9 protein-coding genes and 2 rRNA genes are annotated in these 12481 nt (G+C 34.7%); 8 read left to right on the top strand and 3 right to left on the bottom strand.

Going from position 1 to position 12481, the window contains the following annotated elements; translation table 11 throughout:
* Window positions 1-5: 5 nt before the first annotated feature.
* From P2W65_RS16950 to P2W65_RS16925, 6 genes are all read left to right on the top strand, one after another.
* Window positions 6-563, top strand: coding sequence for a hypothetical protein (locus P2W65_RS16950; protein WP_289659379.1), 558 nt, complete (start codon window positions 6-8; stop codon window positions 561-563).
* Between the two features lie 45 nt (window positions 564-608).
* Window positions 609-2636 carry an eCIS core domain-containing protein gene (locus P2W65_RS16945; RefSeq protein WP_289659376.1) on the top strand — a complete coding sequence of 676 codons (2028 nt, stop codon included), beginning with the start codon at window positions 609-611 and terminating at the stop codon, window positions 2634-2636.
* 371 nt (window positions 2637-3007) lie between these two features.
* On the top strand, window positions 3008-4360 hold the full coding sequence (locus P2W65_RS16940) for a DKNYY domain-containing protein (RefSeq protein ID WP_289659374.1): 1353 nt from the start codon (window positions 3008-3010) through the stop codon (window positions 4358-4360).
* Window positions 4361-4505: 145 nt separating this feature from the next.
* Entirely contained in the window at window positions 4506-4826 is a 321-nt protein-coding gene (locus tag P2W65_RS16935; RefSeq protein ID WP_289659372.1) for a hypothetical protein, read from the top strand.
* Entirely contained in the window at window positions 4816-5253 is a 438-nt protein-coding gene (locus P2W65_RS16930) for a SinI family restriction endonuclease (protein WP_289659370.1), read from the top strand. The genes P2W65_RS16935 and P2W65_RS16930 overlap by 11 nt, the downstream gene beginning before the upstream one ends.
* Window positions 5254-5255: 2 nt before the next feature.
* A complete protein-coding gene (locus P2W65_RS16925) occupies window positions 5256-5813 on the top strand; it encodes a hypothetical protein (protein ID WP_289659368.1) in 558 nt (185 codons plus the stop codon).
* A gap of 198 nt (window positions 5814-6011) precedes the next feature.
* On the opposite strand, the gene P2W65_RS16920 is transcribed toward P2W65_RS16925, so the two are convergent.
* A complete protein-coding gene (locus tag P2W65_RS16920) occupies window positions 6012-7346 on the bottom strand; it encodes a vWA domain-containing protein (protein WP_289659366.1) in 1335 nt (444 codons plus the stop codon).
* A gap of 168 nt (window positions 7347-7514) precedes the next feature.
* Between P2W65_RS16920 and P2W65_RS16915 the strand changes: the two genes are divergently transcribed.
* Window positions 7515-8396: a hypothetical protein gene (locus P2W65_RS16915; RefSeq protein ID WP_289659364.1), complete on the top strand. Its 882-nt coding sequence runs from the start codon at window positions 7515-7517 to the stop codon at window positions 8394-8396.
* Window positions 8393-8935, top strand: coding sequence for a hypothetical protein (locus tag P2W65_RS16910; protein WP_289659362.1), 543 nt, complete (start codon window positions 8393-8395; stop codon window positions 8933-8935). Before P2W65_RS16915 ends, P2W65_RS16910 begins: the two co-directional genes overlap by 4 nt.
* Window positions 8936-9269: 334 nt before the next feature.
* Here P2W65_RS16910 and rrf read toward each other — a convergent pair.
* A 5S ribosomal RNA gene (gene rrf / locus P2W65_RS16905) occupies window positions 9270-9379 on the bottom strand.
* 128 nt (window positions 9380-9507) lie between these two features.
* Window positions 9508-12389, bottom strand: a 23S ribosomal RNA gene (locus tag P2W65_RS16900).
* Window positions 12390-12481 lie beyond the last annotated feature (92 nt).

The following is a 12481-nucleotide window of genomic DNA, read 5'->3' as shown; positions in this document are numbered from 1 at the left end:
ACATTATGAAAAAAGATCAAGACATAATTCAAGTTACGATTACTAAACCCAAATTATATCAACATAAAATGATGCTTAAAATTGGGGATTGGAAAAAACATTTCGATTTGAATTATGTGAAGACCATAATTGCAATAGCTTTAAATCATTATACTAAAAACAATTCTTTTTTTATAAACGGCTATTTAATTACAAATCAAAATCTTTATTTGATCGTTCAAACTAACGAAAAAACGATAGAGGTTATAATCAAAAAAATTGAGGCTCAAATTATTCTTTTACTAAAATTCAATCCTCAAAAAATAAAAGAAAAACCTGATAAAATCGCTTTTATTGCTGATGATGAGAGTGTTTTTTATCCAGCATGGAAAACGTTGTTTAAAAGTTATCCGTTAGAAAATGATTATCTGGTAAAACTCATTACAGGAAAAAAAGTAACTCTCCCCTATTTTGATCAGAACCTTGAGAGTATAAAAACCATAATTCATAATCAAGCTTTTTGTTCGTCGATTAACTATTTGGGTGGTATTGGTCCAGTAGAAGTTACTCCGACTACAGATTAAATATATTCTAAAAATTGGCAGTTATATAATTCTAAAAAAGAAAAAATGACAGAGGATCACCAAAAAATATCAGAAAATAAGATACAAGTAAGTGCCGCAAATGTGAATCACGGCAATTCTTCAGTTGAGTTAAAAGATAATCGGAGCCACTCTATTATACAACAAAAACTTGCTGAAAAAACTACAAGTCAAAAGGCAGCATCCTCTTCCATTACAATTCAAAGAAAAAGCAATGATACCGGTTTATCAGACAATCTAAAATCTGGAATAGAAAATCTTTCTGGTCATTCTATGGATGATGTAAAAGTTCATTATAACTCTGATAAACCTGCACTGATAAACGCTCATGCTTATGCACAAGGAACAGATATTCATATTGCAAATGGACAGGAAAAACATCTAGCACATGAAGCTTGGCACGTAGTCCAGCAAAAACAAGGACGCGTAAAACCTACTCTGCAAATGAATGGCAAAACAAATGTAAATGATGATAAAAGTTTGGAGAAGGAAGCCGATATTATGGGAGCAAAAGCATCACAAATGACTAAAATTCAAAACACTGCAAATTTATCTCTAAATAGCATTAATGAAAAAACCTTGCAATTAAAAAGTAAAAATAAAGATAAGAAAAAAGAAAAAGCAATTGCTTATCAGGAAAGACAAGATCAAAAAGCAGGGATAAGAGAATATGGTAGAGAAGGTTATGAACTAAAAGTAATCAATGGAGAAGAAAATGTTTTTACAAAATTTCCGCCCAATAAAGAAATTGATCCCAATATAATTGGTGAACATGAGGGAGGTATCCGTGTGGATGTTGCTGAGAGTAAACCTAGCAAAAGCAAAGATAAAGCAATTGCATATCACGAAAAACAAGAGCGAAAAGCAGGGATAAGAGAATATGGCAGAGAAGGTTATGATCTTAGAGTAATTAATGGCGAAGAGAGAGACATCACTCCTATTAATATAGCCGAAACTAGACCTGATGATGTACCATTGCTACAAAAATTCAGAATAGAAACGCATTCATTGCATAACATTATGCTTATTTTTAAACATACACCTATTGAAAGCAAACAAGGACAATCAATAAGTGCCGAAACTATAAACATAAAATTAATTGAAATTCAATCAGAAGCTAAAAAATTAGCTAAAAACTATAAAACTGATATGCGGGACCTTCGATCAGTTAAGAGAGTAAAAAAGTTAAGAGATAAATATACTCTAGGCATGGAAGTCCTAACAAGAAAATTAATTGTAATGAGAGAAGAAGCTTACAAAGAATTGCCACAAAATATAAAAAAAAGTGGTTCTAAAAATCTCGATATAAATGGAACCGAAATTTGGCGTAAAGATTGGCTAAAAACTAAAACAGCAATTGACAATGCATTGGGAAATCTTTGGGGAAGATGGCAGACAAAACTAAAAGTACGGGCTAGAAAAAATTATGGACTCTTGTCTAAACCAGTAGCTCTTAATCGGGCGAAATGGAATAAACAGGTAGCAAATGAAAAATGGAGCATTTATTATGGAGGTTCTCTTGCCAAAGGCTATAAAGGGCCACCTAAACAAAATACAAGATTTCTAGCTTCTAACTTTGACGTTGATGCTAATATGGATGCACCCTCAATTTCTGAATATCTAATCAATAAAAAAGGAAAAAAAGTAGATCGTGGCCAGCTAGATCCAAAAGGTGCAGATACTGATATAGAGAATATGGATATAGCAATGGATAAAGAAGTCAAGAATGAATTAATAAAATCAAAAATGGTACCTGATATGGAGAGTGTTAACCAAATAATAACAGAACAGTTCGAGACAAGGGTTAATGCATCCAAAGGTTTAAGCGACGAGGTAACACAAGAAGTTCAACGCGGTGAAAATGAGCAAAATGTTAGAGATAAATTAACGGGAATTAGAAAAACAAATCCTAAAAAAATGAAGGAGATAGGAAAACGTCTTCAAAATCAAAATCTATTAAAAGACAATAGTTTAGATCCAAGAGTCCTTACTGAGGATGAAATTAAACTAGTAGATCAGATCATTCAAGAAGTAATAAGTTCTAGAACTAAATAAAAACATTAAACAATGTAATCTTAAATATAAAAAATAGATTTATCGTGATTCATGAGTTTTTTAAATTGCATAGTAGCTTCTTGTTCCTTCGTAAAAACACATAATTACAATTCATCTAAATTGATAATTTTTACTATAAAAAAAATCAAAGTTTATTTTCAAATTGGATATAATGATCTGTGTATCTTAATGATAAATTTCATCAGCAGTATAGATTAAATAAAACATCTCGCCCATTCTACAACAATAAAATATGCTCAAAAAAATTAATCTCCATTGTTAATTCAATTAAATCCTAAATTATTTATTTTAGCTCAAGAATACATTAACAGTTATTCTCCGTTATTAAAATCCAAATCTTTAATTAACCAATGAGCCTAAGAGAAACTGATTTAATAAAGATCAAAAGACTTTTTTTATTTTTTAGCTTTAATTTAGTGGTCAGCTGCCAATATATTTCCATTGAACCTGCAGCAGTCGATCCATCATTAAAAGTTGAAAACGGATATGGAGACTGCAGTTTTTTGGAATATCCTACTTATATTATTAACAAAGACTATGTAATCTATCAGGACTGCTCTACACATAAGATTATTGATGCAGATGTGACTTCTTTCACAATAAAAACATCTGGAAGAGAAGGTTTTGCATTTGATAAAAATGGAGTTTTTGTGAAAGGAAAACAGGTAAGAATTGACACTGCAGGTTTTACAGTTCTCCCAGATAATCCAGAAAGAGATCTATGTTGGAAAACCGGAACGAAATTTTTTAAAAACACAACAGAAGTAAATAAAGCAGTTCTGAATATACTTCAAAATAATCCAGGCAGAAAATCAAAAACTGCTTTAAGTAACGACGATTCTAATAAGATCGTTATAGATTATAATTTTTATAAAAAGGATAATCATGTTTATTATAGAGGTAAACAAACTAATTTTGATGCGGAAACATTTACCCAAATAGATAAAAGTCATCTGTATTACAGAGATAAAGATGTAGTTTTTTATCTTGATAATCTTAAAGGCGGAATACAGAAATTAAAGGATGTTGATCCAAATTCTGCCAGAGTTTTCAATAATTTCCTTACAGATAAAAATTATTTATATCATGAAAATATAAAAATAATTAAGAGCAAGGAAGTTGAACTGTTAGCCATTTTTCCCGGCTATAGAAAAGGCTGCGGTTTAGATCCCGAACCTGGTTCAGATTTTTATCTGTTTAAAAATACCGAAGGATTCTGGCTGGTAAAAATTTCAGATAAAATTTCCTATCGATTTCTAGGAAAAGTCTTTGACCGCAAATGGGATCAGGCTTTTGATGTTATTGATCTTCATAAAAAATACGGAAATACGAGAATCAACCTACCTATTCAGCCCGCTGAAAAAGCATTGAAAGAAACAGAAAATCAAATTTACAATATTGCAGCGGTTGATGTACGGCCTGAATATCCAGGAGGAATTGAAAAATTATATGATTTTTTTAAAACAAATTACATCGTACCTGAATATGTAATAAAAAATAATATCAAGAAACTGCGCATTTATACCAATTTTGTCATTGAAAAAGATGGAACTTTATCTGAAATTAAAGTCCTATACGATCCCGGATACAACTCTGCAAAAGAATTATTGCGGGTTCTAAAATTGGCTCCTCATTGGAAACCAGCCACAATAGATGGAAAACCAGTGAGATGTTTGTACAGCACACGATTTAATATAAATTAATTTTTTGAAATGATCTAAGCATAAGGGCAATAATTACATTTCATTTCTTTTTCAAGAAAATATAAAAAGATGTTTTAGTCGAAAATAGTTACATTTTATTTAATAGATTTTGTAAAATAATTCATATAATTGGTAAAAAATACTAATGAAACTAGAAACAAAATTTACTGAATCTTTTAATTTAGATAATATAATAACTTATGCAAAAGAACACTGCAAAGAAACCTATAACAGTGATTTGGAAATTGTCTTAAAATGTGCCTTTAGTGATGTTAGAAATCTCCCTAAACTAGGATATCCAAAAAAAAATAAAGAAGAACAACCTATTCCTTTAAAAGAATATGTAATTAAACTTGTTGAAAAATATCAAAAGGGATACAAAAATAGACCTTCTGTAAGGACTGGCAAACCTTCTAAAACACATTCTGATCCAGTTGTAGAATTAATTTTTTTTTTTGCGTATTAAAGGTACCTCTGAGGCTGAACTAAAAAAAATAATGAAAGGACACCGTTTACTGATGTCAATCGAAACCATTGTTGGAGATTTATTAGAAGAATACTTATCAATAAAACTTTACGATTACAATTGGGTTTGTTGCTGGGGAAGTTCAATAGATGCAGTTGATTTTTGCAATTCTAAAGGAGAATTATTACAAATAAAAAATAGTGATAACTCAGAGAATAGTTCGTCTAGTAAAGTCCGTAATGGTACAGAAATAAAAAAATGGTCTAGAAGAAAATCTACACAGAATAATACTTTTTATTGGGAAAAATTAATAGATTTAACTGGTGCAAAAGATATTTCGGAAGAAGATTTCCAAAGTTTTGTAGGCTCTATTATTGATAAAAATTGTGATTGCATCTACTCTAATAATCAACCTATTAAATCCTAAATATGTCTTATCAACAATATAATAAAGATGGTATCGAAATTACTCCACAAGATTTACAAAATAAAACTCTTTGGTGTAAGGACGGGGAACGAATTGAACAGGCTTTTGTAAATAAATTTGGAACTGAACTTGGGTTAATTATTAATCCAGAAAAAACTTCAAATCCTTACGCTCCAGACTTATTAAAAGACAACAGCTTAATCGCAGACCTAAAAACCCAAAATACTCCTTTTTTTAAAGCTGAAGATTTATATAAGATAGACCCGACCTATGCAGTTGTATTTAATCGTAAAGATGCTATCAGATATTGGAAACATTACAAAGAAATAATAATATATTTTTGGATAGAATGGCATTCTGTAAAATTTGTAATGGGCAATACAATTAAAGAAGTAGATTTTTTAGATGGGGTTTGGAGTATCAAATTTATTGATTTAGTGGAGTTGTTAAAAGATGCTCCAAAACATTCTTATCAACAACGGGTTGATGATACAATAGGAAATGCAAAAGATAGTTTTGTATTGGATATCAGAAACCCTGCTTTTACAAGAGTTATATAAATACTTTATCTAAAATAAAACCAACTAATAAAGCCTGATTAGATAATAACTAAAATCATTTTGCCTTTTTTACACTAGACATAAACAAATAATTCTAAATCAATGATTTAGAATTATTTGTTCATTTTATTATATATTTTTTATGTTCCTCTAAACTAAATAATTTCAATTCTATTATACTATAAAATCAATATGTACCTATATTTTTTTAAGTATATCATAAGTACGTTTCACATCAATATCGCTAGCATCAGTGTGTTTATCGGTAAACTTTAATGCTTTGTCCAAGTTTGTTCTTGCTGGAATCTTTCCTTTTGTATATTCTATTGCATACTGTTTAAGAGCATCTGCCATTACTGCGATCGAATAGTTTTTAGCAATCTCATCATTAGTTGATTCTGTGCCTAATCTATAATTTAAAGTTGAATAGGAACTAATTACCTTTTTGTTTTTTTCATATTCTAAAGAAACCTTAATCTCAGAACTTGAAATTGACTTTAATTTCTCTATATCACATAAAACAACTTGTGTAATTCCAGAATTTAGATTTTCTAATTCAATAGACACTTTATTCTCTGAAATATAATTAGGCTTATAACCATAAATTTTCTGCACAACATAATCTTTAGGCAATTCTATAGTTATTTTAGGATTTTTACCAATATTATACAACAAACTTTCCAATTCTGTTACGAATACTTTCTGGATATCAATTTCTGAATCTCCAATAAAATGATTAGAACCTTTTCCATTTTCTGCCAAACTTCTCAACAAATCAAAATCCAGATCACTTCCAACACCAATTGTAGAGGTTTCAATTCCCATATCATTATATCGTTTAGATGCAATAAGGATTTTTTCTAAACTAGTCTCTCCTGTATTAACCATTCCATCGGTAAGCAGAATAAGACGGGAATTTTTATCGTCATTATGTGTTTTAGCAATTTCTTCATACCCAAGCATCATTCCTGCATAAATATTTGTAGAACCTTCGGGCTGAATATTGTCAATTATTTGATAAATTTTCTCACGATTAGATTCTAATTTTTCAGTCTTGATTACAACTCTTGCATCTGTACTAAAAGTAATAAGAGATAAAGACATACCATTTTCCAGCTTCCTAACAAACGTTTTGATGGCACTTTTTACATAAGTTAACTTATCATTACCAGCCATTGAGCCACTATTATCAACAACCAATGAAATATTTACCTCTTTCGATGTCTTAGTTAGGTTTTCTTTAATTGCTGTTGCCAATCCTACTTGCAAAACAAAACTATTTTTATTTTCCAATAAATCATTATCATAATCAATACTCAATTCAGTTTCTTCCTTTTTAGGAATGCTTATTTTGTGCTTATGATAATTCACAAAATCCTCTACAATAATCATACGTTCACTAAAAGCACCGCTTTCATTACGAGAATTCATTCTGTTACTTTTAACCATTGAATAAGAACCTGTAGAAACTCCATACTGTCCAAAACATACATTTACCAATAACATTGCAATAATTGCGATTTTTGTTTTCATAGTTTATTACATTTAAAATTCGAGGCAATATTAAAATACTTATCAAAAACAAGTACTGTACAATCATTTTCTACTTACTGTAAAGTTCATTCAACCATTTACAGTACTTTTACAGTAAGTCATTTTTTCTATATGACTATATTTGCATAATAAATAAACAGCTCAAAATTGTTTCAGGAACTAAAAAATCAGATCTTAAAAGAATATAAAAAACACTATCCTTTTTTTCAGGGTAGCTGGAAAAGCTTTAGTAGTAAAGATATTCGCCAGCTTATAGATCTTATTGAAACGAACCAAAACGAGCGTGTTAGCGAAAAATGGATCTATACTCATCTAAAACCCGAAGCCAGCGAAAAACTTCCGAGAAAAGATATGTTGGATATTTTTTCAAAATTTATAGGGTACACGGACTGGGAAGAATTTCTATTTAAACATCAAAATCAATCCAAAACTATAATAGCAGACAATAAAAAAAAGTCAAAAAAGACTAGCACTATTCTATCAATAACTGCATTAATATTAATCTTTGGAATTGTCTTATATGTTTCAATGATAGATAAAAAGGTTAAGACAATTGAAATTAAAAATCAATACACGAAAAAACCACTTAAAACGGAAGATTTTACAGTTTATAGTATAAAAGAAGGAAAAAAAAGCCCTATTAGCGTTAATGACTCAAAAATTGAAGTTCATGAAAAAGATGAAAAATTAGTTATTGAAAGCCCTTATTTTAAAAAACAGGAAGTAGATATTTCGCAAACCGCTAATGAAATTTTAGTAAAGCCCGATGACTATGCTTTAGTACTAAAAACATTTATAGAATCAGACATTAAAGATTGGGAAACCAGAAAAGAAACCTTAGAAAGAATCCTTTCAGATAATTTAGAAGTTATCATTTTGTTTAAAGACGATTTGGGAGCAGAATACCTAAATAAAAAAGAATTTAAACAAAAACTGATTGTGCCTACTAATGAAACAAGAAAAATGAAAATTATTAATTTGGAAACCAATCAAAAACAAATAACTTTTATAAGAATCAGACAGCTATGAAAACAAGATATTTGACAATTATTATATTGTTTTTATTGTGCAGAAATGCCATAGCGCAATCTGCAAATATAAAACCAACCGGAATTCGAGCAGTTTTTTCTGAAAAAAGCATTATAGCCTATCAGGAAAATTCAATGGATAAAATATCTGAATTATACCAATATCTAACCCTTTTTTCTGACAGATCATCAGACGATGAATTAAAAAGACAACTCAAAGAAAATATATTTTTATTATTTTCAGATCAAAACATAAAAGTTTATGATTTCCTTTCTTCTGAAAAAAAACTCATAAACATCAGTACTTTATTTAATAAAATTGAAAACAAATCTTATCGATTTATTCTAAAATCACCTTTTAATTCAATAGAATCAGAATCAGATAACTGGGTTAACCAATATCATCTTTCAGTAACTAATGGTATTATTGAATATAATTTTTCAATAAATCAAAAAATATATTTTAATTCTACTGAAAAATACTTTGGAACAAAAAGTAAAACCGTTTGGGAAATAAAACTGGGAGAAATAATGCTATAAGTTTTTAGCGCTCCTTTTAATTTAATCATCACAGCCTCTCCTGCGGGCAGTCTTGTCCGCTGTATCCCCGATTAACAGAAACTGCGGCTGAAAAAGCCCTGTTTTTCCAAATCTGGAGATGCCGCTCCCATCCCAGGAGCATCAGCATTACAAGGACTTTCCATATTTCCCGCATATAAAAATCTACATTTAAACCCCGGAAATTAACACAGACAGCTTCTGTGTTCTTTATAACCGTACAGCATAAAGATAACTCCCCGCATTCTCTGCGCAAGAAATAAAAAAATGATATAAAACAAAAAACCCCGTTTCGTAAGAAACAGGGTTTTCAAAAGAAAGGCGACGACATACTCTCCCACAATGATGCAGTACCATCTGCGCAGGCGGGCTTAACTTCTCTGTTCGGGATGGGAAGAGGTGAGCCCCGCCGCAATAACCACCTTAAGGTTTTCAGTAATTAATATCTAATTACCTTCCGCGTGCGGACAATATTTTAACATACTGAGATAAAGAAACATAAGTTTTTTAAGAAAGTTCCTTCTCTCCCGTCTGGGACGGGAGAGAAAAATTATGTACATAAGCTTACGGATTATTAGTACTACTCGACTATGACATTACTGCCTTTACATCTATAGCCTATCAACGTGGTCATCTTCCACGATCCTTAAAAGAAATCTCATCTTGTGGTGGGTTTCGCGCTTATATGCTTTCAGCGCTTATCCCTTCCAAACGTAGCTACTCTGCGGTGCCCCTGGCGGGACAACAGATACACCAGCGGTTTGTCCAATTCGGTCCTCTCGTACTAGAATCAGATCCACTCAAATTTCTAACGCCCGCAGTAGATAGAGACCGAACTGTCTCACGACGTTCTGAACCCAGCTCGCGTGCCACTTTAATGGGCGAACAGCCCAACCCTTGGGACCTTCTCCAGCCCCAGGATGTGACGAGCCGACATCGAGGTGCCAAACCCCCCCGTCGATATGAGCTCTTGGGGGAGATCAGCCTGTTATCCCCGGCGTACCTTTTATCCTTTGAGCGATGGCCCTTCCATGCGGAACCACCGGATCACTATGCTCTACTTTCGTACCTGATCGACCTGTATGTCTCTCAGTCAAGCTCCCTTATGCCATTGCACTCTACGCACGGTTACCAAGCGTACTGAGGGAACCTTTAGAAGCCTCCGTTACTCTTTTGGAGGCGACCACCCCAGTCAAACTACCCACCAAGCAATGTCCCCCGATACTCGGGGTTAGGCCTCAGATAAACAAAGGGTTGTATTTCAACAATGACTCCAGAGCGCCTGGCGACGCCCCTTCAAAGTCTCCAACCTATCCTACACATCATTTATCCAAGGTCAATACTAAGCTATAGTAAAGGTGCACAGGGTCTTTTCGTCCCACTGCGGGTAAACGGCATCTTCACCGTTACTACAATTTCACCGAGCTCATGGCTGAGACAGTGTCCAGATCGTTACACCATTCGTGCAGGTCGGAACTTACCCGACAAGGAATTTCGCTACCTTAGGACCGTTATAGTTACGGCCGCCGTTTACTGGGGCTTCAATTCAATGCTTCTCCGAAGATAACATCTCCTCTTAACCTTCCAGCACCGGGCAGGTGTCAGGCCCTATACTTCATCTTACGATTTTGCAGAGCCCTGTGTTTTTGATAAACAGTCGCCTGGACCTCTTCACTGCGGCCACGCCTGAGCGTGGCGACCTTTCTCCCGAAGTTACAGGTCTATTTTGCCTAATTCCTTAGCCATGAATCTCTCGAGCACCTTAGGATTCTCTCCTCAACTACCTGTGTCGGTTTACGGTACTGGTACTAATTACCTGAAGTTTAGAGGTTTTTCTTGGAAGCCCTTAGGCGCACTATCTCTTTGTCCGAAGACTCCGAGTACTATCGTATTTCACCAAAACCTGCGGATTTGCCTACAGGTCTTATAGCTAGGTACTTCAACGAACTATTCCGTCAGTCCGCGGCGCTTTCATCACTCCGTCACCCCATCACAGTAATTAGTAGTACGGGAATATTAACCCGTCGGCCATCGACTGTCCCTTTCGGGTTCGCCTTAGGTCCAGACTAACCCACAGCTGATTAGCATAGCTGTGGAAACCTTAGTTTTTCGGTGTGCGGGTTTCTCGCCCGCATTATCGTTACTTATGCCTACATTTTCTTTTCTGACCGGTCCAGCATACCTTACGGCACACCTTCTGCCCTGTCAGAATGCTCCCCTACCACTTGCAGTAAACTGCAAATCCATAGCTTCGGTAATATGTTTATGCCCGATTATTATCCATGCTCGTCCGCTCGACTAGTGAGCTGTTACGCACTCTTTAAATGAATGGCTGCTTCCAAGCCAACATCCTAGCTGTCTGGGCAGACAAACCTCGTTCTTTCAACTTAACATATATTTGGGGACCTTAGCTGATGGTCTGGGTTCTTTCCCTCTCGGACTTGGACCTTAGCACCCAAGCCCTCACTGCTGGCAAACATTATACAGCATTCGGAGTTTGTCAGGAATTGGTAGGCGGTGAAGCCCCCGCATCCAATCAGTAGCTCTACCTCTGTATAACTATGTCCAGCGCTGCACCTAAATGCATTTCGGGGAGTACGAGCTATTTCCGAGTTTGATTGGCCTTTCACCCCTACCCACAGGTCATCCGAAGACTTTTCAACGTCAACCGGTTCGGTCCTCCACTGTGTGTTACCACAGCTTCAACCTGCCCATGGGTAGATCACACGGTTTCGCGTCTAACACTGCCGACTAAAGCGCCCTATTCAGACTCGCTTTCGCTGCGGATCCATACCTGAAGTACTTATCCTTGCCGGCAACGTTAACTCGTAGGCTCATTATGCAAAAGGCACGCCGTCACCCCACTTAAGGGCTCCGACCGCTTGTAAGCGCATGGTTTCAGGATCTATTTCACTCCGTTATTCACGGTTCTTTTCACCTTTCCCTCACGGTACTGGTTCACTATCGGTCTCTCAGGAGTATTTAGCCTTAGCGGATGGTCCCGCCGAATTCAGACAGGGTTTCACGTGCCCCGCCCTACTCAGGATACTGCTGTCCATTACACTTGTTGCCCATACGGGGCTGTCACCCTCTACGGCGTTCCTTTCCAGAAACTTCCGGTTCCTTGTGCATGAAGTAGCGCAGTCCTACAACCCCACCCATGCCGTAACATGGATGGTTTGGGCTAATCCGCGTTCGCTCGCCACTACTTACGGAATCACTTTTGTTTTCTTCTCCTCCGCCTACTTAGATGTTTCAGTTCAGCGGGTTTGCCCACCTATCGGTGTGCTATATCTTCAATATAGCGGGTTGCCCCATTCGGATATCTGCGGATCAGTCTGTGTGTGCCAGTCCCCGCAGCTTTTCGCAGCTTATCACGTCCTTCATCGCCTCTGAGAGCCTAGGCATCCCCCATGCGCCCTTATTTTGCTTATTGTACCAATCCTGTTAATTAAAACAGGACCGTTTTTTTTGTTTTTATTATTGCTAATAAAAACGCTTTCTACTTTCTTATTATTTTCTTATCTC

The organism is Flavobacterium panacagri (assembly GCF_030378165.1).
Lineage (GTDB): Bacteria > Bacteroidota > Bacteroidia > Flavobacteriales > Flavobacteriaceae > Flavobacterium > Flavobacterium panacagri.
Note: the sequence above shows the minus strand (reverse complement) of the source record. Positions and strands in the feature narration are given on the sequence as shown.